20 protein-coding genes and 1 tRNA gene are annotated in these 24,002 nt (G+C 52.7%); 14 read left to right on the forward strand and 7 right to left on the reverse strand.

What is annotated here, in order from left to right; genetic code table 11:
* Positions 1-35: 35 nt before the first annotated feature.
* Positions 36-1,475 (reverse strand): HAL/PAL/TAL family ammonia-lyase, encoded by a 1,440-nt coding sequence (locus tag BQ2657_RS02890; protein ID WP_232708992.1) that lies wholly within the window; start codon positions 1,473-1,475, stop codon positions 36-38.
* Between the two features lie 43 nt (positions 1,476-1,518).
* On the opposite strand from BQ2657_RS02890, the gene BQ2657_RS13205 reads away from it, so the two are divergent.
* On the forward strand, positions 1,519-1,815 hold the full coding sequence (locus tag BQ2657_RS13205) for a hypothetical protein (RefSeq protein ID WP_222704337.1): 297 nt from the start codon (positions 1,519-1,521) through the stop codon (positions 1,813-1,815).
* Here BQ2657_RS13205 and BQ2657_RS02895 read toward each other — a convergent pair.
* From BQ2657_RS02895 to BQ2657_RS02915, 5 genes are all read right to left on the reverse strand, one after another.
* Positions 1,788-3,461, reverse strand: a complete 1,674-nt coding sequence (locus tag BQ2657_RS02895) for a sigma-54 interaction domain-containing protein (RefSeq protein ID WP_143224825.1) — start codon at positions 3,459-3,461, stop codon at positions 1,788-1,790. The genes BQ2657_RS13205 and BQ2657_RS02895 overlap by 28 nt on opposite strands.
* A 51-nt stretch (positions 3,462-3,512) precedes the next feature.
* Positions 3,513-4,841: a uracil-xanthine permease family protein gene (locus BQ2657_RS02900; protein WP_143224826.1), complete on the reverse strand. Its 1,329-nt coding sequence runs from the start codon at positions 4,839-4,841 to the stop codon at positions 3,513-3,515.
* 10 nt (positions 4,842-4,851) lie between these two features.
* Positions 4,852-5,436 (reverse strand): xanthine phosphoribosyltransferase, encoded by a 585-nt coding sequence (locus tag BQ2657_RS02905; protein ID WP_075579291.1) that lies wholly within the window; start codon positions 5,434-5,436, stop codon positions 4,852-4,854.
* 121 nt (positions 5,437-5,557) lie between these two features.
* A tRNA-Gly gene (locus tag BQ2657_RS02910) sits at positions 5,558-5,631 on the reverse strand.
* Between the two features lie 54 nt (positions 5,632-5,685).
* The gene (locus BQ2657_RS02915) at positions 5,686-6,429 is read right to left on the reverse strand and encodes a gamma-glutamyl-gamma-aminobutyrate hydrolase family protein (protein ID WP_075579292.1); all 744 of its coding nucleotides are present in this window, start codon (positions 6,427-6,429) and stop codon (positions 5,686-5,688) included.
* Between the two features lie 331 nt (positions 6,430-6,760).
* Here BQ2657_RS02915 and dnaA (BQ2657_RS02920) point away from each other — a divergent pair, with 331 nt between their 5' ends.
* The 12 genes from dnaA (BQ2657_RS02920) (at position 6,761) to BQ2657_RS02975 (ending at position 21,044) form a co-directional block, all read left to right on the forward strand.
* Positions 6,761-7,897, forward strand: coding sequence for a chromosomal replication initiator protein DnaA (gene dnaA / locus BQ2657_RS02920; RefSeq protein WP_075579293.1), 1,137 nt, complete (start codon positions 6,761-6,763; stop codon positions 7,895-7,897).
* Between the two features lie 795 nt (positions 7,898-8,692).
* The gene (locus tag BQ2657_RS02925; protein WP_075579294.1) at positions 8,693-9,316 is read left to right on the forward strand and encodes a hypothetical protein; all 624 of its coding nucleotides are present in this window, start codon (positions 8,693-8,695) and stop codon (positions 9,314-9,316) included.
* Positions 9,317-9,515: 199 nt separating this feature from the next.
* Positions 9,516-10,904, forward strand: a complete 1,389-nt coding sequence (dnaA, locus tag BQ2657_RS02930) for a chromosomal replication initiator protein DnaA (RefSeq protein WP_075579295.1) — start codon at positions 9,516-9,518, stop codon at positions 10,902-10,904.
* Between the two features lie 272 nt (positions 10,905-11,176).
* Positions 11,177-12,304: a DNA polymerase III subunit beta gene (dnaN, locus tag BQ2657_RS02935; protein ID WP_075579296.1), complete on the forward strand. Its 1,128-nt coding sequence runs from the start codon at positions 11,177-11,179 to the stop codon at positions 12,302-12,304.
* Positions 12,304-13,440, forward strand: coding sequence for a DNA replication/repair protein RecF (recF, locus tag BQ2657_RS02940; RefSeq protein WP_075579297.1), 1,137 nt, complete (start codon positions 12,304-12,306; stop codon positions 13,438-13,440). The genes dnaN and recF overlap by 1 nt, the downstream gene beginning before the upstream one ends.
* Positions 13,437-14,168, forward strand: a complete 732-nt coding sequence (locus BQ2657_RS02945) for a DciA family protein (RefSeq protein WP_075579298.1) — start codon at positions 13,437-13,439, stop codon at positions 14,166-14,168. Before recF ends, BQ2657_RS02945 begins: the two co-directional genes overlap by 4 nt.
* Positions 14,146-14,373 (forward strand): extracellular matrix regulator RemB, encoded by a 228-nt coding sequence (remB, locus tag BQ2657_RS02950; RefSeq protein ID WP_075580965.1) that lies wholly within the window; start codon positions 14,146-14,148, stop codon positions 14,371-14,373. The genes BQ2657_RS02945 and remB overlap by 23 nt, the downstream gene beginning before the upstream one ends.
* 15 nt (positions 14,374-14,388) lie before the next feature.
* Positions 14,389-16,329 carry a DNA topoisomerase (ATP-hydrolyzing) subunit B gene (gene gyrB / locus BQ2657_RS02955; protein WP_075579299.1) on the forward strand — a complete coding sequence of 647 codons (1,941 nt, stop codon included), beginning with the start codon at positions 14,389-14,391 and terminating at the stop codon, positions 16,327-16,329.
* Between the two features lie 11 nt (positions 16,330-16,340).
* Positions 16,341-17,036 carry a thiamine diphosphokinase gene (locus BQ2657_RS02960; protein WP_075579300.1) on the forward strand — a complete coding sequence of 232 codons (696 nt, stop codon included), beginning with the start codon at positions 16,341-16,343 and terminating at the stop codon, positions 17,034-17,036.
* A 4-nt stretch (positions 17,037-17,040) separates the two neighbouring features.
* Positions 17,041-17,805 (forward strand): sulfite exporter TauE/SafE family protein, encoded by a 765-nt coding sequence (locus BQ2657_RS02965; RefSeq protein ID WP_075579301.1) that lies wholly within the window; start codon positions 17,041-17,043, stop codon positions 17,803-17,805.
* A 35-nt stretch (positions 17,806-17,840) separates the two neighbouring features.
* Positions 17,841-20,336: a DNA gyrase subunit A gene (gene gyrA / locus BQ2657_RS02970; RefSeq protein ID WP_075579302.1), complete on the forward strand. Its 2,496-nt coding sequence runs from the start codon at positions 17,841-17,843 to the stop codon at positions 20,334-20,336.
* Between the two features lie 267 nt (positions 20,337-20,603).
* Positions 20,604-21,044 (forward strand): type III secretion system chaperone family protein, encoded by a 441-nt coding sequence (locus BQ2657_RS02975; protein ID WP_083236154.1) that lies wholly within the window; start codon positions 20,604-20,606, stop codon positions 21,042-21,044.
* 41 nt (positions 21,045-21,085) lie between these two features.
* Here the strand turns inward: BQ2657_RS02975 and BQ2657_RS02980 are convergent, their stop codons facing one another.
* On the reverse strand, positions 21,086-21,964 hold the full coding sequence (locus tag BQ2657_RS02980) for a LysR family transcriptional regulator (protein ID WP_075579303.1): 879 nt from the start codon (positions 21,962-21,964) through the stop codon (positions 21,086-21,088).
* A 170-nt stretch (positions 21,965-22,134) separates the two neighbouring features.
* On the opposite strand from BQ2657_RS02980, the gene maeA reads away from it, so the two are divergent.
* Positions 22,135-23,805 (forward strand): NAD-dependent malic enzyme, encoded by a 1,671-nt coding sequence (gene maeA / locus BQ2657_RS02985; protein ID WP_261796368.1) that lies wholly within the window; start codon positions 22,135-22,137, stop codon positions 23,803-23,805.
* The last annotated feature ends 197 nt before the right edge of the window (positions 23,806-24,002 follow it).

Below are 24,002 nucleotides of genomic sequence, written 5' to 3' on the forward strand. Positions count from 1 at the left end.
AAACTCCGTATTCCTCCGGGAATTTCCCAAAGGGATCAAAACAGCAGTTTTCCGATCTGCTTTTCAACCAAAGCAATCAGGGACCCATTCCGGACCTCAGCAAGGATCCAGACAATATCAGGATACAAGAAACGATCGTTTTCTACAAAAGGTACTTCCCGACGCACATAGTCCCGGACTGTCTGGACTACAGGAGATGGTTCCAGTGGCTTGAGGAAATCCAGGGCCTGCAGTGCCACATAGATTTCAATGGCCACCATATACTGGAATTTTTCCACGGCCTTCATGGCCTTTTTGGATGCATAGTAGGCCATGGAAACTGGATCTTCCTGATTGGCACAGGTAGAGATGCTGTCAATGGTCACTGGGATGGCCAGATGTTTCAGTTCATTCTGCAGCCCGGCAGAAGTATACTGGGTAATCATAAGACCGCTGTTCAATCCGGGATTTTTCACCAAAAAAGCAGGCAGACCGTCATTCAGGTTCCGGTTGAGCATCCGGTCGGTGGCTCTTTCCACCAAATTCCCCAGAATAGCACAAGCCATAGCAATCATGTCCGCATGTTCTCCCACATAGGTCCCGTCGAAATTGCCGCACATGAGAGCAACACCGTCCTGTTCCCCTGTAGCAAAGATTTCCGGATTGTCGCTGATGGAATGCATTTCATCCAGGATGACTTCATACGCTTCTTTGATCAGCTTATTGGCAGCGCCCTGGATATGGGCCATGGAACGAAGCACATAACAGTCCTGTACTTTATGATCTCTGTATTTTTCCATAATGGCGCTGCCTGCCAGGATCTTGCGGAGATTGGCCGCCGCATTCTGCTCTTCTTCATGGAGCTTCATGGCATGGATCCTCGGATCCAGGGCTTTGGTCGTCCCACGCAGCGCCTCATAGCAGAGTGCTCCGGCAATTTCTGCAGTCTGCACGCTGAGGATGGATTCATACAATGCCAAAAGCCCCAGGGCCGTTACCGTAATGGTCCCATTGAGCATGGAAAGACCTTCTTTGTAAGACAGTTTGACAGGCTTCAGCCCGTATTTTTGCAAAATCATCCCGGCAGGAAAAGTCCTTCCATTTTCATAAATCTTCCCTTCTCCAATATACGCCATGGCCAGATGCCCCTCCACGCCCAAATAACCGACGGACCCTTCCCCCGGAGCAAAGGGGATCAAATCCTGGTTCAGCATCTGGCGGATCAGTTCCAGTGTTTCCAGCCGGATCCCAGAATGGCCTTTCCCTGCATTCAGGATGGTCATCAGCATGATGGCCCGTACCTGTTCCCGGTTGAGGGGCTCTCCTACAGCCACAGAATGAGTCCGGACGATATTCTCCTGAAGGGTTTCCGCATCCTTGGGTGAAATGGTGTAGCGGACATTTTCGCCAAATCCAGTGGTTACGCCATAGATGATCCTTCCCTCCTGCAGGAACCGTTCCAGGAGTTTCCGATTCTCATTGACCTTGTCCTTCATTACCTGAGAAAATTCGAGTATTGCACCAAATTTGGCAACAGCAATGAATTCTTCCAAAGAAGGTTTGCAGTCCGTCAGTACAACCTTTTGGATTTTTCTTGCATTTCTTACTGAAATCATCATGGGATCCTCTCCTTTTCCATTTATGGATTTTCTCACCTGCCTTTTTCCATGCAAATTCCGTGCCAATGCCAATTCTACACTTCGTCAGCCGCCGCAGCTCTACCCAGCCCGTCCCAAAGCCATCCTTCAAAAAAAATTGCCCTCCATCAGGAGAGCAATTTTTTGTCTGAAAAATAATTTAGCGCCAAATTATTTTTCTTTTTTCATTTGGAGATGATATTTCCTGGCATAATATTGGAAATTCTGTCTGCTGATCTTCAATAGTTCCGCCGTCTTTGTGGCATTGCAGCCGCAGTGCAGATAAGCATCTGCCAGGAGCTGCTTTTCATACTCCTGGACCAAGCTGTTCAGACCCTGCCCATAATCCACTGTCCTTTCTGAAGCCGTAGGAAGGATCTCCTTAGGACGCTGCTGCTGATGCCGCAAAAAATAAGTGGGGAAATCCTCTGTATCCAAGATTCCATTTTGGGACATACTCAAGGCATAATTGAGGATATGGAACAATTCCCGGACATTGCCCGGCCAGTCATGGTTCCGGAGCAGCTGCCAAAACTGGGGAGTGATGGTATGGATGGGCTGGCTGCCCCCATCCTTGTGTTTTTGCAGATACCAACTGACCAGCTCATCCAAATCCCCCATCCGTTCTCGTAAAGGAGGAACCTCGATGATCACAGACGCCAGCCGATAGAACAGATCTCTGCGGATCTTTCCTTGTTCCATCAACTGAAAAGGGTCTTCATTGCAGGAAGAAATCACTCTTACATCTATAGGAATTTCCCGAGTACTGCCGATTCTCTGCACTTTCTTTTCTTCCAGCACTCGGAGGAGTTTGGCCTGCATTCCCAGGCTCATGGAATTCATTTCATCCAGGAACAGGGTTCCATGGTTGGCAGCTTCCAGGAGTCCCGCCTGTTCCGTGCTTCCCGTAAAAGCCCCTTTGCTGGTACCAAAAAGCATGGATTCAATCAAAGATTCCGGAAAAGCCGCACAATTCACAGCAAGGAATTTCTCCTTTTTCCGAGAGCTGAATGCATGGATTCCCTGGGCAAACAGTTCTTTCCCGCTTCCTGTTTCTCCCTGGATCAGGATATTCATTTCTTTCAAGGCCATTTGCTTGGCCAGCTGCACCGCTGCCTGGAGGAGGGCGCTGGAGCCGATGATGTCGTCAAAAGTGTACCGCGTCTGAGAAGCATTGGATAACTGCCGGGTCAGATGCCGGGTCAGGATCTGTTGGTTCTCTTGGAGCCGTGCCAGTTCTTTTTTGATCATACCCACATCCTGCTCCCGTACAACAGCTCCCAACAGAGAGCCGTCCGGCCGGAATACCGGCCACCCGTCATTGACCGTCATCAAGTCCTTTCCCGTAGTGGATTTATAATGATCATACCGCTGGGCAACCGGCTTCCTGGTAGCCAGGGCCGTCAACGTAGTGCTGTACTGGGGATCCACAGCAAAAACATCCAAAAGACGCTGTCCTCGGATTTCATCTTTCAAAGAAATGCCCATCATCCGCCGGGCAGCCCGGTTGAAAAACTGGATATTTCCCCCAGCGTCATACAGCTGCAGCGCATCCGTCATACGATTCACGATTTCAGCCAATAGCTGTTCACAGACATTTTCTTCTTGGATCAGCAGCAGGCTTCCCGGGGGATCCTCTATCCGACAGCAGGAAAAATGACATCCTTCCCACACCAGGGTCCCTTTTTCCAGATCCAATTGAAAATGAGGGATTTTCCCCACGGGGACTCCCACCAGAGATCCTGCTGTTTTTCTCAACATCCCCTCTGCAAAACCAGAAGAAAAAAGGACCTTTTGCACTTCATTTTTCCCATTCAGCCGGATCATCATCCCATAGAAAGGCATCTGCACACACCTCCAGATTCACAGAGAACACGCTGCCAAGAGGCAGCTCTTTTATTTCATCTCCTCCGGCAGGATGAAATTCAGCACTACGGCCACTACGAACACCACTGCCACACAATTTTCGGCAAAGACACTTTTCATCAGATCCGGAAAGATCTTGAAAATGGAGGGATTTTGGGTAAATCCGATGCCGATGGACAGGCTCAGGGCGGCAATGATCATATTCCGCTGGCTGTAGCCGCAGCTGCCCAGCATCCGGACCCCGCTGACCACAATGGAGCCGAACATCATCAGGGTGCAGCCGCCCAGCACCGCTTCCGGCAGGGAGGCCAGGATCACCCCCAGCACCGGGAACAGACCGGCTAGGATCATGATGGCTGCCCCACTGGCCACGGCTTTCCGGTTCACCACATGGGTCATGGCGATCAGTCCTACATTCTGGCTGAAAGAGGTGATGGGCAGGCAGCCGAACAAGGAAGAAAGGGCACTGATGAAACCATCCACCCCGATGGATCCTTCGATTTCCTTATCGGTGGCATTCCGGCCAAAGCCCATGACCGTCAGGGCAGAAGTATCCCCCAGGGTCTCTGTGGCGGACACCAGGAAAATCAGGAATACGGAAAAAATGGCATCTGGATGGAATTCCAAGGCATAGGGAAGGGGCTGGGGCAGAGAGAACACTCCGGCCGTTCCCAGTTTGGACAGGTCTACCATACCGTAGAAGAAAGCCGTCACATACCCCACCACCAGACCGAACAGTACAGAAAGCTGTTTGTAGAAAGACTTGGCCTTGATGTTGAAGATCAGACAGGAAAGCAGGGTCACAGTCCCTACGATCATATAAGGAGCTTCTCCAAAATGAGGATTGCCGAAACCTCCCCCGAAGGAATTGGCTCCGATGCCCAGCAGGGAAAACCCGATGGAAGTGACCACGCTGGCAGAGACGATGGGTGGGATGAACCGGCGCCACCAGCGGGCGATGAGCCCCAGACAGCCTTCCAGGCATCCGCCTACCAGTGCCGCCCCCAAAATGGCACCGTAGCCGTATTTGGCTCCAATGACACAGAAAGTGGAAACAAAGGTGAAGCTGATTCCCATGATGATGGGCAGGCGGCTGCCCAAGGGGCCCACTGGGAACATCTGGAACAGGGATCCCACGCCAGCCATGATCATGACAGCCTGGATCAGGGCAGCCGCCTGTTCTGTGGGCATCTTCACGGCGCCGGTGACGATCAGGATGGGAGCGATATTGGCCACAAACATGGCCAGCACATGCTGGAGCCCAAAGGGGACAGCTTTCTGCAGACTGATTTCCCCGTCAAACCGGTAAATGGGATCGGACAGATCCAGAGGCTGGGATTGCTGGTTTTCCTTTTCCATAGGACCTCCTTCAGCGGAACAGGATGGATCCGGTAGCCGCATCCATCTTTTCGATAATGGCCAGGCTCTTCACATCATATCCCTGTTTCCGCAGGGCATCTCCACCGCCCTGGAAGCCTTTTTCGATGGCAATGCCCACGCCTTCCACTTCTGCTCCGGCCTGATGGACCAGATCGATGAGCCCTGCTACCGCACAGCCGTTGGCTAGGAAATCATCGATGATCAGCACATGATCCCCGGCATTGAGATACTTTTTGGAAACGATCACATGGTTCACCTTGTTGTGGGTGAAGGATTTGATTTCCGTACTGTAGACTTCCTGATCCATGTTGCTGCCGGCACTTTTTTTGGCAAACAGCACCGGGACCCGGAAATGGACAGCCGTAAGACAGGCGATCCCGATTCCTGAAGCCTCGATGGTCAGGATCTTGCTGATAGGCCGGTCTTTGAACAATTCGTAGAATTCCTTTCCCAATTTGCTGATGAAAGGAACGTCGATCTGGTGGTTCAGGAAGCTGTCCACCTTCAATACATCGCCGCTTTTGATGGTCCCGTCGGCCAAGATTTTTTTCTGCAGTAAATTGTACTCTGCCATGTTTTCCTCCCCATTTTTCCAGACAGTGAAATTCTTTTTCCGTGAAAGAATATTATATCATAAACACCTTTCTCGGAAAATAAAAAAGCCTGCCGCCATAGCGACAGGTTATTTCTGAAATTGGAGCGGGCAATGGGAATCGAACCCACCTCTAAAGCTTGGGAAGCTTTCATTCTACCAATGAACTATGCCCGCATCAGATAAAATATATATTAGCAAATTTTTTTCTATTTGTAAAGAGGGATTTTCTCATCCCTCTTTTTTCATCTCTTCCACCCGTTTCAGGAAATCAGCAAACAGCTGCTCCATCTCCGGATGCTCCTGCCACATATTTTCCGGATGCCACTGGACAGCCACCACCTGCCGGTGATCATGGCTTTCCACACTTTCCGCCACTCCGTCAGGAGCTTCCGCTGTGACTTCCAACCCTTCGGCCACCCGGTGGATGGCCTGATGGTGACGGGAATTGACAAAAGCCCGGGCCCCCAGGGTCTCATACAAGCTACTGCCCGGCTGCAGATCCACATGATGGGTGGGATAGCCTCCCGGCGCTCCCTGAGAATGGCGGATGGTACACTGGGGATTTTCACTGGGCAGATCCTGATACACATTGCCTCCCAAGGCAATATTGATCAGCTGGCAGCCCCGGCAGATCCCGAAAATCGGTTTGCCGGCCTGATAAAAAGCACGGAACAGTGCCAGTTCGAACAAATCCCGTTTATAGTTGGTCCGACCGATTTTCCAAACTGGTTCCTCTCCGAATAGGGTAGGATCCACGTCCGCTCCCCCGGGAAGGATCAACCCATCAAACATTTCCACATACGCTTCTCCCCTCACACCGGCAACATCCGGAAGGATCACCGGGACAGCCCCCAAACGGGCGAGGACTTCCACCAGCCCCCGGGGAGCAAAAGGAGCTTCCACCAAATTGGTCACTTCAGAAGCATAGGGATAGGTATCAGCAGTAATGGCAATGCGCAGTTTCCCAGACATCATGTTCTCTCCTTCCCACAGGCCGGTCCGGCTGGAACCCTGCCGCGGATATTTTGGTGGTTCCATTATAGGAAATCCATCGGGAATGTGCAAGAAATGCTGTTTTCCATAGAACATCTGTTTGAAATTTCCCTTCCTGCCCCGTGTTTCCAGACTTGTCCCCAAAGTTATCCACACCTGTGGATAACTTTCTGTGGAAAACTCTTTTTCCTGTGGAAAAGTCCTCAAACCGGCCGCGTCCTATCCTCCAGCCCTTTTTCCGCTCTACTTATCCACATGGCAGGAATATGCTATAATGAAAAAAAATCCCCAAGGAGAAAGGAGGTTTGCCATGACGAAAAAAAAGCCTGTAGAATTGGATCTGTTTGCCGAACAGGATCCGTTCCCCCCTCTTCCCGCCAAACCTCCGGAAAAGAAAAAACGGACAGTTCCTTCCCGTCCTTTCATCACCAATCTTTCTCCCCGGTATACGTTTGAAAATTTCGTAGTGGGCAATTCCAACCGTTTTGCCAAAGCCGCCTCCATGGCAGTAGCCAACAATCCAGCCTTTGCCTACAATCCCTTTTTTCTGTTCAGTGATTCCGGCTTGGGCAAGACCCATCTGATGAACGCCATCGGGAACCAGATCCTCCAGAACCATCCTGAAATGAAGGTCCTGTACATCTCCAGTGAAACCTTCACCAATGAACTGATCGAAAGTGTGGAACACAACCGGCTGGAAGCCTTCCGGGAAAAATACCGGAATATCGATGTCCTGCTCATCGATGATATCCAGTTCCTGCGGAATAAAGAATCCACCCAGGAAGAATTTTTCCACACCTTCAATACCTTGGAAAAGGCCAACAAGCAGATCATCATTTCCAGTGACCGTCCCCCAGCCGAATTGGATACCCTGGAAGAGAGGATGATCAGCCGGTTCAATTCCGGCCTGACTGCGGATATCCAGCACCCTGACCTGGAGACCCGTATGGCCATCCTCCAGAACTTGGCCCACAAAGACAGCGTCCTTTTCCCCAATGATGTGATTTTACTGATTGCCAGCAGTGTCACCAGCAATGTCCGGGAACTGGAAGGTGCCTACAACAGGGTCTGCGCCTACGCCAGCATGACCAAACAGCCCATCACTCTGGAACTCAGCCGGGCCGCTTTGAAGGAACTGAACCTGCTGGATACCCCCCAATTCGTTACGGTGGATACCATCCAGCAGCAGGTGGCGGACCATTTCCGGCTCCACCGTTCCGAACTGATCGAAAAAAAACGGACCAAACGGATCGCCGTTCCCCGGATGATCGCCATTTACCTGACCAAAGAAATGGCCGGGCTTTCCCTGAAAAAAATCGGAGAATGTTTTGGAGGCCGGGATCACAGTACCATCATCCATGCCTGTGAAAAGATCCAAAAAGACCGGCAAAAGGATCCGGAACTGAACCGGGAAATCGAATCCTTGATCCTGGAACTGAAAAAATAGAAGGTGTTGCATTTTCTATGTAATAACCAGCCTTTAATCCGGGTGCTCTGTAACCCATGTCCCTGCCCTTTGCACAGGGACATGGGGATTTTTTTGTCTTTGAGATAGAGTTTTCCACAGGGAAAAATCTCCGTCCACAGACCGGAAGCCCCATGAAACGGCCTTATCCACAAAGTTATCCACATCTGTGGATAACTTTCAGTGGAAAACTTACTTTCCTGTGGAAAACCTCCAGTCCCCCCAACTAAGCCAGATTCCAGCTCTTATCCCCAAACTTATCCACATGTCCACTGGAGGTGTTGCACGAAACAGGGAACACCTCCTAAGTCGGGAGTCAGAAGTCTGCTGTCGGAAACCAGTAAAACTGGCTTTGAACAACGGAAAATACATGCAACAGTCATTGTTTCAAAATCAATTTATAAGAATTGATTTCCAACGGCCGCTGACTGCCGACTCAAGATATCCACACCCCCTCCTCCCTCTCCAGCCCCGTATACTGGGCTTATCCCCAAAGTTATCCACACCTGTGGATAACTTCCAGTGGAAAACTTTTTTCCTTGTGGAAAACCTCCAGCCCCCCCTTTTCACGCCCTTCCTTTCCCTTTCCCAGATTCTTTTATCCACAGACAAGCCAAATATGCTATACTATATCCATACAACCTTTGGAACTGACTGGCTCCCCTAAAATACAACGTTGTATGAAGTTTGCAGGATGCCAGTTGTCTGAGAAACCGCTGAACACTCGGCGGTTTCTTCCCGTTCCGGAAATCTACACCATACTGAGGGATGCCTGTCATGATCACCATCAAAGACTACGCCAAACAAAAAGGGGTTTCCTATGAAGCCATCCGCAAACAGATCAAGCGGTACGATGCAGAGCTGGAAGGCCACCTGATCAAACAAAACCGGTTTCTTATGCTGGATGATGAAGCCGTCCAATTCCTGGATGGAAAACGTTCGGAAAACCCTGTCATCGTCTATGAACAAAATAAAGATGAAGAGCTGGAACAGCTGCGCCAGGAAAACAAGATGCTCCTGATCCAGATGAACACCGTCCAAGATCAGCTTGGAAAAGTCCAGCAGAAGCTCATTGCGGAAATGAGCACCACCAAGCTGCTCACCCAGGAAAAGGTCCAGTATCTGGAATACAAAGCCCAGTCGGAACAAAAAGAACTCCAGCTCCAGGATCTAGCCAAAGCCAGAGATGCCGCCCAAGCCAGAGCTGATCAGCAGGAAGCCGTCCTGCGCCTGAAAGAACAGCAGATCGGAGCCCTGACAGCAGCCAAGGAAACAGCTGCTGCCAATCTGCAGGAAGCCCGTGTCCGTATAGAGGAAGCGGAAGCTCGTGCCAAAGCAGCTGAAGAAGAAACCGAAAGACTGAAAAAACGCAGTTTCTGGGATCGTCTTTTCAACCGCTGAAACGGACTGCCGGAAGAAGTTATCAACAGCTGTGGATAACTCCCTGTGTATAACTTGGCTTTTGTGGATAACCTTGAAAGACCGCTGCTACTGTTTCTTCCTTTCTTTCCAGCCGGAAGTTATCCACACTGTCCACAGATTTTTCCACAGGTTCGTGATATAATGGAATCTCTATAAAACCACAAAGGATGGATCGGATATGATGACGAAAAACCTGGCCCAGGTCTGGGCCGAAATGCTTGCTGCCGTAGCCGCCAGCAGTGAGGGAGGAAGCTGGAAGATTTGGCTGGATCCGGCGCATCCACGCACCTTGACGGAAGACAGCCTTTCTCTCGACGTACCCAACAACTATACCAAGACCACCATTCAGGAACGGTTCCTTCCCATTATGGAAGAAAGCCTTTCCCAAATCTGCGGCCGTCCCATGAAGATCCTCATGGAAGTCATGGAACCCCCCAAAGTGGAGCAGACCCTCTTTCCGGAATCCACACCCCCTGCTCCACCAGCCTCCGCACCTGTCACAGCAGCACCTGCTCGGCCAGCTCCGGCTGTCCAAGAATTCGACTCCCACCTTTCTCCCAAATATACTTTCGACAATTTCATCCGGGGCAAATCCAATGAAGAAGCCTTCAATTTCTCCATGGGTGTGGCCAATGCCCCGGCCAAAAGCTATAATCCCCTGTTCCTGTACAGCGATCCCGGACTGGGCAAGACCCACCTGATGAATGCCATCGGCAACTATATCCACCAGAAATTCCCCCAGATGAAGATCCTCTATACCTCCAGTGAAACCTTCACCAATGAATTGATCGGCGCCATCCAGCACAATACCAACGAAGCGTTCCGAAACAAATACCGGAACATCGATGTCCTGCTCATCGACGATATCCAGTTCCTGCGGAAAAAAGAATCCACCCAGGAAGAATTCTTCCATACCTTTGAAGCCTTGAAACAGGCGGATAAACAGATCATCATCTCCAGCGACCGTCCGCCCAAAGAACTGGATACCCTGGAAGAAAGGCTGACCAGCCGCTTCATGCAGGGGCTGATCATTGAAATCAACCATCCTGATTTTGAAACCCGCAGTGCCATCCTGCGGAGCATGGCAGAAAAAGATCATCTGGAATTCCCCTTGGAAGTCATCCAGCTGATTGCCACCAACGTAAAGACCAATATCCGTGAATTGGAAGGCGCCTATACAAAAGTCAGTGCCTTTGCCAGTCTGAACCAGCAGCCGGTCACCATGGAGCTGGCCAGGAAAGCCCTCAAGGATCTGGATATGGGAAGTACGGCGGAAAAAGTCATCACCGTGGAAGCCATCCAAGAATTGGTAGCTGCCCATTACAAGATCCGGGTGGAAGACTTGAAGGCCAAGAAACGGACTCGTTCCATCGCCTATCCCCGTCAGATAGCCATGTACCTGACCCGAGAGCTGACCGATCTTTCCCTGCCCCGGATCGGTGAATATTTTGGCGGCCGGGACCATACCACAGTGCTCCACGCCTGTGACAAGATCGCCGAAGACAAAAAAAATCATCCCAATCTGGAACGGCAGCTGGCCAAACTCATAGAAGATCTAAAAAAATGAGACTGTCCCCCTGCTGACTCGTCCTGTTCCAAGTTATCCACAAGTTGTGGATAATGCTGTGTATAACTTGTTGTTAAATTTGTGGATAACTGTAAAAGTCCCTGAAAAAGTGGATATGTGGATAAATGGACAAAGGTTATCCACAAGGTTATCCCACTGGCTTTTCCGGCTTTCTACAAGGCCGGATGGACTTTTCCACATACCCACAGGCCCTACTACGAAGACTACGGATTTTTAATATTTCATCGTTTTAGAAACAAGGAGGTACTGCCATGCAGTTTTCATGTGAAAGCAAAGAACTGGCGCAAAGCGTCAATATCGTAAAAAGAGCCATTTCATCCAGTAACAATGCACCGATTTTTTCAGGGATCCACATGATCCTCCAAGAAAACAACCTGCAGTTGATTGCCATGGACAACACGTACATGATGAACAAACAGCTGGAAGTCAACGGTGAAGAACCAGGAGATATCTTGATCCCTGCCAAGGCTATCGGTGATCTTTTGGCTCGGTTCGATCCTGATGAAGTCCTGACGCTCCAGCAGCTTCCCGGTGAAAAAGAAATGACCTTGAAAGCAGCTAAGGCAAGAGGCCAGTACCATATTCCCCTGATGGATCCGGAAGAATATCCAGCCATGCCTCGGTTCCAGGGTGAGCGGGTTTTCCAGCTTTCGGAAGAAGTCATCGGAAAACTGATCGACACCACTGTTTATGCCTGCTCCACCGATGCCAGCCGTCCCCTGTACACTGGGGTTTACCTGGAAAAAACAGGAAAAAGCCTGACCGCCGTCGGGACCAATACCCATCGTTTGGCCATTAAGGAAGCGGAACTGGAAGAAGGAGATGACAGTGAATTCTCCATGCTGATCCCGGCTCGGCTCCTAAAAGAAATCCGCAGCAACCTGAATGGAGAACTTCCTGAACCTGTGACCCTAAGCCTTCAGGGGCGGCAGATCATGGCCCAGGTGGGGAATTTAACCATTATTTCAAGCTTGATTGAAGGAAAATTCCCCGATTACAAACGACCTATCCCGCCTTCTTTCAGCAACCGGACAGTATTCAATCGAGTGGATATGGAAAAAGCCATCCAGCGGGTCGCACTGTTCTCTCAGTCTGATTACAACATCGTCCGGCTGGCCATCGATACGGACGGGATCACTCTTTCTTCCGCCGTCAGTGATATGGGGCAGGGAAAAGAGATCATTGCCTGCCAGACCATCGGGGAATCCCTGCCGCTGAACATTGCTTTCAATTCCCGCTACATGATGGATTTCTTTAAGAACTGCGGCAGCGAACAGATCAGTCTGGAGACCAATACATCCCTGTCCCCGGCCCGGCTGATGCCAGAGGGCGACACCAGCTATACCTATATCCTGACACCGGTCCGGGTCATCTTCTGATGCGCCTGGAACACCTCCGGCTCCTCCATTTCCGGAATTATCAGCAGGTGTCCATCCCACTGGAACATGACATAACCGTTTTTTATGGGGATAATGCCCAAGGCAAGACCAACCTGCTGGAGGGTATCTATTTTGCGGCCCGGGGATTCTCCTTCCGGACCCGGCATGAAGAGGAAATCCCCAGCTTCGGAGCAGAGGAATGGGCGGCTGAACTGCAGTACGGAGACCGGTATGGGTCCAGCTGCCTATTGGTGAAGCGGTATAAGGTACGGGGTCGGCTGAAAAAAGAGAATCTCTTGAATGGGAATCCGGTGAGCCCCAGGGAACAGTACGGCCGGGTGAATCTGGTGCTCTTTACGCCGGATGATCTGCAGCTGGTCAAGGGGGATCCGGCTCTGCGCCGGAAGTTCCTGAATATGGAGATCGCCCAGATCAGTCCGCTGTATTATGATCTCCTGGCCCAGTACAATCGGGTGCTCCAGCAGCGGAATCGATTCCTGAAACAGTGCAGGGAACGGGAGAAACTGGAGGAAGCCCAGCTGTCTGTGTGGGATGGGGCTCTGGCCCGGCTGGCCGGTGGGATCCTGGATTTCCGGCTCAAGGCGCTGGAAGGGATCCGGACTGCAGCACGGCAGGTCTATGACGGCATCACCGGTACCCAGGGAGCCCTGACCCTTTCCTATGTCCAGAAACAGGGCAGCGGGGAAGCCGTGCTGGAAGAAAATCTAGGCCCGGCAGCCTGGGAAAAATTTTATCGAGAACAGCTGTCTCAGCGGCACCAGCTGGATTATCTCCGGGGTTATACCAGCCTGGGACCCCATCGGGATGATCTGGAGATCTTCCATGCGGGACGGCCGCTGCGGATCTATGGGTCCCAAGGACAGCAGAGGACCGCTGCCCTGGCCCTGAAACTGTCAGAACTGGAATTCATCCGTTCCGTCCGGGAAGAATATCCGGTCCTGCTCTTGGATGACGTGCTCAGTGAACTGGATGAGCACCGCCGGGAAAAATTGCTGGGCTTCATCAATGGGACGGTGCAGACCTTCCTGACAGTGAATGACCGTTCCTTGGCTCCGGTCAGGGGAGATGCAGCCGCTTACCGAGTACGGGAGGGCAGACTGGAGGCGGAAGGATGAAAGATTCAGAACTCCTGGTCCTAAAAGTGCTGCGGACTCCCTGGGCCCGCCAGCAGTTTCTGCTCCACTGGCTGCGGAGCCATTGGGCGGATATCCTGGGCCATACGGCGGCCGATCATTCTCAGCCCTACCGGCTGGAGAACGGGACACTCTACGTCCATACGGACAATCCTATGTGGTCCAACCAGCTCCACATGATGCAGGGAAAACTGCTGGGCCAGCTGAACCGCCAGCTGGTACCGGCTCTCCAGGGGCGGAAGCGGATCCTGCGGGAAATGAAGTTCTACCATGGCATCATCCAGGAGGAAATCCAGCCCCGGGAGGACAAGGGTCCGTTCATGCCCAAGGTGGATCCTTCCCGCCGCTGTCCCGTCTGCGGAGTACCGCTGATCGGGGAGGAAGAAATCTGTTCTGCCTGCCGGCGGGAACAAGTCCAAACCCTGCGCCGGGAAATCCGGAAGCAGCTGGTGCTCCGTCCCTGGCTCCGGTACGAAGATTGCCGGGAACTGGTGAAATGTGATAGAATAACATTTACTGACGTGAAGGCAGTACTGGGAGAATGGGCCTTGAACCGGGCTTTGGATCCCAAGGCGACTGCCCAGGAGAAGGCTTTTGCCGTGCTGCTGGAAACTGGGCTCCGCCCGAAAGAACTCCAAGAGGAGACCATTGTCCGCACTTTGGAAAAAGCCAGAAGGAGCCGTTATTATGTACCTGCACGTAGGAAATAATTATGTGGTCCGCTGTGATGAGATCATCGGGATCTTCGATATCCGGAACAAGCGGACGAATATCTACCGGTTTTTCCTGAGACCCAAACTGGGGAAAGCAAATGTCATCGATCTGACAGACGATTTTCCGCCTTCCAGCTGCGTGGTGACCCGGGATAAGATCATCCTCTCAGGGATTTCCAGCAAGACCTTGCAAAAACGCTGACATCGGGAGGTTTGTATGGCGAAAAAGAAACAGACGATTGAAGAAGAGATTGCCGTCCACGGAGATTACGGGGCGGAACAGATCCAGGTCCTGGAAGGCCTGGAAGCCGTGCGGAAACGTCCCAGTATGTATATCGGCAGCATCAGCGGCCGGGGGCTGCACCATTTGGTGTATGAAGTCATCGACAACAGCATCGACGAGGCTCTGGCTGGATACTGCGACCATATCCATGTGACGATCCATCCGGACAACAGCATCACAGTCACGGATAATGGACGGGGCATCCCGGTGGAAATGCACAAGGTGGGGAAACCGGCCATCGAAGTGGTCATGACCGTCCTCCATGCCGGGGGAAAATTTGGCGACGGCGGCTATAAAGTCTCCGGAGGGCTCCACGGGGTGGGGGTTTCCTGCGTCAATGCCCTGAGCAAAAAAATGGTGGTGGAAGTCAAGAAGAACGGGAAGGTCTATGGCATCGAATTCGCCAAAGGAAAGACCACCCGTCCTTTGTATGTGAAAGGGGAATGTCCGGAACAGGAAACAGGCACCAGTGTCACCTTCTGGCCTGACGATACCATCTTCACGGAAACGGTCTACAGCTATGACACCCTGAAACACCGGATCCGGGAACTGGCCTTCTTGAACAAGGGTGTGAAGATCCAGCTCACCGATGAACGGAGCGGTCAGGACGAGACGTTCCATTACGAAGGCGGCATCGTCTCTTTCGTGGAATTCATCAACAAAGGCAAGGAACCCCTCCATGACAAACCCATCTACGTGGAAGGGGAGCGCCAAGACACCATCGTGGAAGTGGCCATGCAGTATACGGACGCCTACACGGAAAACATCTACACCTTTGTGAACAACATCAATACGGAAGAAGGGGGTACCCACCTGGCCGGCCTGAAGCAGGCCCTGACCCGCTGCATCAACGATTATGCCCGGAAAAACGGGATGCTCAAGGATAATGAGGAGAACCTGTCCGGGGATGATGTACGGGAAGGGCTCACCTGCGTCATGAGCCTGAAGGTGCGGGAACCCCAGTTCGAAGGGCAGACCAAGACCAAACTGGGGAACAGTGAAGTCCGGGGCATCGTGGACAATATGGTGACCGATGCCCTGACGGAGTATTTTGAAGAGAATGCCCCCATTGCGAAAAAAATCATCGAAAAAGCCATCATGGCCAATCGTGCTCGGTCTGCTGCCAGAAAAGCAAGGGACCTGACTAGACGGAAATCTGCTTTAGAAGTGAGCAGCCTTCCTGGGAAACTGGCAGACTGTTCCAGCAAGAATGCAGAGGAAACCGAGATCTACCTGGTGGAAGGGGATTCCGCAGGAGGCAGTGCCAAGCAGGGACGGGATCGGAATTTCCAGGCCATCCTGCCGCTCCGGGGCAAGATCCTGAACGTGGAAAAGGCCCGCCTGGACAAGATGCTCAACAGCCAGGAGATCCGGGCCATGATCACCGCTTTTGGCTGCGGCATCGGAGATGAATTCGATATCAGCAAGGCCCGCTACGGGAAAATCATCATCATGACCGATGCGGATGTGGACGGGGCCCATATCCGGACCCTGCTCCTGACCTTCTTTTACCGCTACATGAAACCTCTGATCATCCATGGGAATGTGTTCATCGCCCAGCCGCCCCTGTATCTGATCCGTACCGGCAAGAAGCACACTTATGCTTACAGCGATGAGGAACTCCAGAAGAAGCTGGATGAAGTGGGCCGGCAGAACAATCCCTATGTCCAGCGCTACAAAGGGCTGGGGGAAATGAATCCGGAACAGCTGTGGGAGACCACCATGGATCCCAGCAAGCGCACAGTGCTCCAGGTACAGCTGGAAGATGCCGCTACTGCTGATTCTGTCTTTTCCATCCTGATGGGGGATAAAGTGGAGCCTCGGAGACAGTTCATCGAAGAAAATGCCGGGAAAGTGACCAATCTGGACTTTTAAGGAGAGCCGTTATGGATAAGGGCATCCAGCTTCCCCAGGGACGGATCCAGTGGAGCCGTCCGGGCGGAGAGACAATCGTGGTGGTGGCCGGCGGAAGGCGGCCCGATCCCCAATGGCTGCGGAAGGCAGCCGCTGCTTTTCCGGTGGCTGCGGCGGACCGGGGAGCCGATCACTGCAAAGCCGCCGGGGTGGTGCCCGGTTTTCTCTATGGAGACCGGGACAGCACAGCTCCGGGAGCTTGGGAAGAATTTGTCCGGAAGGGGGCACGGGCCAAGACTTATCCGGTGAACAAGGATGACACGGATCTGTCCCTGGTCCTCCAGGATCTGCCAGGAGACCGGACGGTGCTGGCTACCGGCATCTGGGGAGGCAGAGCCGACCATCTGTTCGGCAACCTCTATACCCTTCTGGCCTATGTGGAACGGGGCGGTTCCGCACTCTTGGCAGACGACCAGGAAGTGCTCTGCTATCTCTTGCCGGGAGAAGGACTTTCTTTTACGGCGGGCAAGCATCGGCCACGGGCCGTCAGCCTGCTTCCCCTGTCCGCTTTCTGCCAGGTCAGCATCGACGGAGTCCGCTGGCCCCTTGACCGGGCGGAATTGACCCAGGCCAATCCTTATGCGGTGAGCAACAAGATGACCGGGAACGTGCTGCACGCTTCCTGTCAAAAAGGGATCGCCGGCGTCTATTTCACCTGGAAGGAGTAAAGCCATGCTGGAATTCCATTGGCAGGAACTGTTCTTTCTGCTGGGTGCCGGATTCGTAGGTTCTTTTGTGGATGCAGCCGTGGGAGGCGGCGGACTGATCACCCTGCCGGCCTTCATGGCCACCAGCGTCCCCACTCCCTATGCCCTTGGCTCCAACAAATTTGCCGCTTCCATCGGAGCGGTCACCAGCTTCTTCACCTTTGCCCGTTCCGGCAAGGTAGATCCCAAGATTTTGAAGCTGATGCCCCTGTCCTTTCTGGGCAGCGGTGCCGGGGCCTGTATCGCTTATCTCCTTCCGGAACAACTGCTCCGGATCATTGTGGTCCTGGCTCTGGTAGGCACCGCCTGTTACACCTACCGCCGGAAAAACTGGGACGGCATGGGTCGGGTGGATGCCATGACCCGTTCCATGGCCTTTGGCATGGCTGCCATGGCTTGGTTCCTGGGGATGTATGATGGTTTTTTCGGACCGGGGACCGGGTCGTTCCTGATCTTCGGATTTTTGTATTTCGGTTACGACTTCGTGACGGCTGCAGGGAATACCAAAGCCCTGAACCTGGCCAGCAACATCGGAGGCTTGATTGCTTTCCTGCTGCTGGGGCGGGTCTATCTGGCCTATGCTCTGCCCATGGGAATGGTGGAAATCATCGGAGCTCGGCTGGGCGCGAAGTTTGCTATAAAAAAAGGGGTGGGATACATCCGCACCCTGTACCTGATCATGACTGTGGTGCTGATCGGCAAACAGGTCTATGATCTCCTTTGGAAATGACCGCGTCACAGGACGCAGGAAGGAAGCGTGAGAACGTGGATGATCAGCAGAATGACAAGCAGACCATTACTGCAGGCAAAGTGATCCCCGTTTATGTCGAAGACGAGATGCAGAAATGCTATATCGACTACGCCATGAGCGTCATTGTCCAGCGTGCTCTGCCGGATGTGCGGGACGGCCTGAAGCCGGTCCACCGCCGCATCCTTTATGCCATGAATGAGGCAGGGATGCTGCCCAACAAGGCGTATAAAAAAAGTGCCCGTATCGTGGGCGATGTTTTGGGGAAATACCATCCCCATGGAGACTCTTCTGTGTATGACGCCATTGTGCGCCTGGCCCAGGATTTCTCTACCCGGTATCTGATGGTGGACGGCCACGGGAACTTCGGTTCTGTGGACGGGGATCCACCGGCTGCCATGCGGTATACGGAAGTCCGTATGGGAAAGATTGCCGTGGAAATGCTCCGGGACATCGAAAAGGATACGGTGGATTTCATCCCCAACTATGATGAATCCCTGAAGGAACCTACGGTGCTCCCGGCTAAGGTCCCGGCACTCCTGATCAATGGATCTGCGGGCATCGCCGTAGGGATGGCCACCAACATCCCGCCGCACAATCTGGGAGAAGTGGTGGATGCCTGCGTGATGCTCATCGACCATCCTGATGCCACCATCGAACAGCTGATGACGGCCATCAAAGGGCCGGATTTCCCCACCGGGGCTAAGATCCTGGGGCTTTCCGGGATCCGCCAGGCCTATACTACCGGCCGGGGTGTGGTGAAAGTCCGGGCCAAGGCCCATGTGGAACCCATGCCCAAGAACAAGAACCGGATCGTGGTCACGGAAATCCCCTATCAGGTGAACAAGGCGAAACTCATCGAGAACATCGCCCACCTGGTCCAGGACAAGACCCTGGAAGGGATCACCGACCTGCGGGATGAATCGGACCGGAAGGGCATGCGCATCGTCATCGAACTGCGCAGCGATGTGGTCCCGGAAATCATGCTGAACAAGCTGTACAAGCACACCCAGCTCCAAGATTCCTTCGGCATCATCATGCTGGCCCTGGTCAGCGGCCATCCCCGGATCCTGAATCTGAAACAGATCCTGGAGTATTACCTGGAACACCAGAAGAACGTGATCACCCGGAAATGCCGGTATGAGCTGAACAAAGCCCGGGAGCGGGCCCATATCTTGGAAGGTCTGAAAATTGCCCTGGACCATCTGGATGAGGTGATTGCCACCATCCGGGCCAGCGCCAACGGAGATGTGGCCAAGGCTGCCTTGATGGAAAAGTTCGGCCTCAGCGAACGCCAGGCCCAGGCTATCCTGGATATGCGTCTCCAGCGCCTCACCGGCTTGGAACGGCAGAAAATCGAGGATGAATACAAAGAAGTCATGGCTACCATCGCCTATTTGGAAGATGTGCTCAGCGATGAACACAAAATCATGGGAATCGCCCGGGAAGACCTGCTGGATGTGAAGAAACGGTTCGGGGATGCCCGCCGGACTTCCATTGTGCCGGATACCGGGGATCTGGAAACGGAAGATCTGATCGCCGAAGAAGATGTGGTGATCACCATCAGCCACCAGAGCTACATCAAGCGCCAGGCGTTGACCAATTTCCGGAACCAGAACCGGGGCGGCCGGGGCATCAAAGCCGGCAGCGGGAAAATCGTCAAGGAAGACAATAAGGTAAAGGGTGATTTCTCGGAACACCTGCTCATGGCCAGCACCCATGACAATATCCTGTTCTTCACCAACCGGGGCCGGGTCTACCGGCAGAAGGGATTCGAGATCCCGGAAGCCAGCCGGACAGCCAAGGGGACTTTTATCCGCAACCTGCTCCCGCTGGAGGAAAACGAAAAGGTCAATGCGGTGATCGCTGTGAAGAGCGGCATCAGCGAAGACGAGAAGAAATTCCTGTTCATGGCTACCAATCTGGGGGTCGTGAAACGGACCAGCGTCAGCGAATTCAAATCGGCCCGGAAGGGCGGCCTGATCGCCATCAACCTGGACGAAGGGGAAGAACTCATCGACGTGAAGCTGACCAGCGGCCACAACGATATCCTGTTGGCCACCCGGGATGGGTATGCCATCCACTTCCAGGAAGATGATGTACGGCCCATGGGCAGGACCAGCCACGGGGTACGGGGCATCAGCCTGCGGCCTCATGACAGTGTGGTTTCCATGGACAGCTGTGTGGATGATACGGGAGAAGTGCTGACTGTCACGGACAAGGGACAAGGCAAGCGCACCGATATTTCCGAATATCGGGTCCAGAGCCGGGGCGGCAAGGGCATCATCAACCTGAAGGTGACCAATAAGACCGGCTTGATCGTTGGTTCCAAATTCATCAATGAGTCTCAGGAAATCATGCTGATTTCTGCAGCGGGAATCATCATCCGGATGAATGCGGCTGATATTTCCACCTATGGACGGAATGCCCAGGGCGTCAAGCTCATGGATCTGGACGAAGGGGACAAAGTAGCGGCATTGGCCGTGGTGAATACGGTAAGCGAGGAAGAATAAGAAAAAAGGGGGTGTGAATTTTTTCACATCCCTTTTTTCTGTGGATATCCTGTGCACAAGTGGAAAAGTCCCTCTGGATATAGTGGGGTGAACAGTCTTTTGCACTATATCTGGGACTTACCCACAGAGTTATCCACAGGAATTGTGTATAACTTCTGGATTTTTGTGGATAAGCCTGTGTATAAGTGGAAAACTTGACGGGATTCCGGAGATGCTTTATCCTGTAAAGAAAGAAAGCGGATACAGTCCCGCTGAAGGAGGATATAAATGGCAGAATTGAATCAGAAAGCGGAAAGCTTCAAGCATTTTGTAGAAAAGAAAGACCCCAAAGCTTTTGTGGTAGATCCCATCAAAGACGATCCTTTCCATACAGTGGTATTCCGGTCCCATATGGATGTAGATGGGACTCCGCTCCAGCTGATCGTGGTGCTGGATGACAGCGCCTTCGGAGTGATCCGGGTGCTGTTGGCTCCCAAGGCCCTGAAAGAAGGAAACAAAGAAGCCCTGCTTTCCCTGCTGAATGAGTATAATAGGACTTACAAGGCTTTCAAATTCTATCTGGACAAAGAAGAATCCCTGATCATGGATACCTGTGTGATCTTCCGGGAACCCCAGGTGGACGGGAATATGATGTACGGTCTGTTCCAGATGATCAGCAAGGAACTGAACGAAAAATACAAGGATATCATGAAGACCATTTGGGAATGAACCTTGCAGCAAAGGACGCGGCCAGGGGCTGCCGACTGTTTCTAAACAGTCGGCAGTCCCTTTTTTACAAACCGCACGAACTCTTCCATGGCCGGATTGAAATGGAGATCTTTGTTCCAGTCCAAGGTGATATAGGCCGGGCGGAACTGACGGACGGAAATGGCATGGAGGTCCGGTTCCTGCTGGGCGATTTCTTCTGTCAGGAAACCGGCTGCTCCTTCTGAGCGGATGTATTCCAGGATGGTGAATACCTGGGTGGTCTGGTGGACAATCCAGGGATGGACTCCGCTTTGGGCGAACATGTGGCGGATGTAGGCAGTCTGGTCGAAATGATCGGAAAAAAGGACCAGAGGCGTATCTTTCAGTTCCGTCAGATCTACAGCTTCCCGTTGGGCCAGGGGATGGTCCTGGCGGACGAACAGCTTCAGATAGCTTTTCCGGAGCAGCAGACAATGATTGGGTTCTTCTGGCAGCCGGTTGGTGACGCAGAGGGCAAAATCGATTTCTTGCCGGTCCAGGAGTTCATAGAGGACCTTGGTGGTTTCCTCCACCGTTTCAATGGTGATCTGGGGATGGGTCTTCAGGAAGGAGCCGTGGATCTGGGGAAAAATGGTATTGCCCCGCATGGTAGCGATCCCGATCCGGATCAGGGCCTTGCCGGTGCTCAGAGAACGGACCACTTGGCACAGGTTCCGGTAATGGTTCTCAAATTGGCGGGCATGTTCCAGCAGGATCCGTCCCCGACGGGTGATCTGGATGTTGTTCCGGTTCCGTTGGAACAGGGCCACCCCGCATTCTTCTTCCAGTTCCCGGATGGCTTTGGAGATGCCGGGCTGGGAGATGTGGCATTTTTCTGCGGCTCGGGAAAAGCTTCCGCATTCGCAGACGGTGATGAAGTATTCGATTTGAGTGAGTTTCATGATGGACTCCTTGTGAAAATCGGGCAGCCTGGCTGCTCGCAGACAAAATGGCTGTTTATAGCAGCCATTTAATTATAACCTAAAGTTTGGGTCAGAGAAAATAAAATATTGTACTTTTGGGAGCCAGGTGGTTACAATGGAGCTATGGAAACAAGCAACAGGAAATATCTTTGTGCAGTGGGAAAGAGAGGAATACCATGGCAACCAGCAAACGTGGGTATGATTTACTGAATGATCCATTTTTAAATAAAGGGACGGCTTTTACCCGGGAAGAAAGGAAAAAGTACGGTCTGATCGGCATCCTGCCTCCTCAGGTGGAAACCATCGAACTCCAGGACCAGCAGGCTTATGAAAACTTCTGCGAACGGCCCAATAAGGCGGTCCAGCGCCATTACCTGATGAAGCTGTTCAGCCGGAACCGGACCCTGTTCTTCCATTTGTTTTCCCATCATCTGGAAAAACTCATGCCGGTGCTCTATGCCCCGGGAGTGGCGGAAAGCGTCAAGCAGTACAGCGAATATTTCACCACCCCCCAGAACGCCGTATACCTGTCCATCGACAATATGGACGATATCGAGGAATCTCTGAAGAACAGGGCCTCCGGGCGGGATATCCAGCTGATCGTGGTCACCGACGGGGAAAGCATCCTGGGCATCGGGGACTGGGGGACCAATGGAGTCAGCATTTCCACCGGGAAAATCCTGGTCTATACGGCGGCTGCCGGCATCGATCCGGCGAAAGTGCTGCCGGTAGTATTGGATGCCGGGACCAACCGCCAGAGTCTGATTGCTGATCCTCTGTATCTGGGCCTCCATCACGAACGGATCAGCGACGGACGGTATGATGCTTTCGTGGATGCATTCATCCAAACGGCAGAAAAACTCTTCCCCCAGCTGTACATCCATTTTGAGGATTTCGGCCGGGAAAATGCAGCCCGTCTCCTGGATCGGTATGAAGAGCATTATGCGGTCTACAATGACGATATCGAAGGAACCGGAGCTGTGACCTTAGCGGCCATCCTGGGCGGGCTGAAAGCTTCCGGAGAAAAACTGACGGACCAGACTTTCCTGTGTTTCGGGGCTGGTACTTCCGGTATGGGGATCGTCCGGCAGGTCTTTGCAGAAATGCAGCTCCAAGGCCTCAGTGAAGAAGAGGCAAGGAACCGATTCTATCTGGTGGATCAGCAGGGCCTCCTGTTCGATGATATGACGGACCTGACGCCCCAGCAGAAACCGTTTGCCCGGAAACGGAGCGAATTCCCGGCGGGTGCAGGATTGGGTACCCTGGAAGAGGTGGTAAAAGCCGTCCATCCTACCATCTTGGTAGGGGCTTCTACGGCTGCCGGAGCTTTTACGAAAGAAGTGGTGCAGGAAATGGCGGCCCATACTCCACGGCCCATCATCTTCCCCCTGAGCAATCCGGCCGATTTGGCGGAAGCCAGTGCGGAAGATCTGCTCCATTGGACGGCTGGGAAAGCCCTGGTGGCTACCGGGACAGCTTCCCGGAAAGTGGCTTACCACGGGACTGTCTATGAAATCGGCCAGGCCAACAATTCCCTGGTATTCCCAGGGATGGGACTGGCGGTGGCTGCCTGCCGGGCCAAAAAAGTATCTCCGGGGATGCTGGCTGCGGCTGCCCATGCCCTGGCAGATCTGGTGGACATGGAAAAACCGGGAGCTTCTGTACTGCCTCCTGTCCGGGAAATGGGGAATTTCACCAAGATCTTGGCGGAAAAAGTAGTGTGCCAAGCAGTGAAGGAAGGGCTCAACCGGGTACCGGTAGAAGATCCGAAAAAAGCCATCGAAGCCATCCAGTGGAAAGCGGAATATCGGGAACTGTAAGAGGAAAGGGCTGTTGCGAAAGCGGCAGCTCTTTTTTCGTGCCCAAAGGAGAAAGTTCCGCGGCCCTCCTTGTTTTCAGAAAATGTTCTTTAAATAAATACAAAAATCCTTTCCAGACGAACTAGTTTAAAAATGTACATAAAACAACTGTATATTTTTTAAAATGGCAATCTGTTTTGTAAAAAAGAATGTTGCAA

It is taken from the genome of Acidaminococcus massiliensis (assembly GCF_900095825.1).
Lineage (GTDB): Bacteria > Bacillota > Negativicutes > Acidaminococcales > Acidaminococcaceae > Acidaminococcus > Acidaminococcus massiliensis.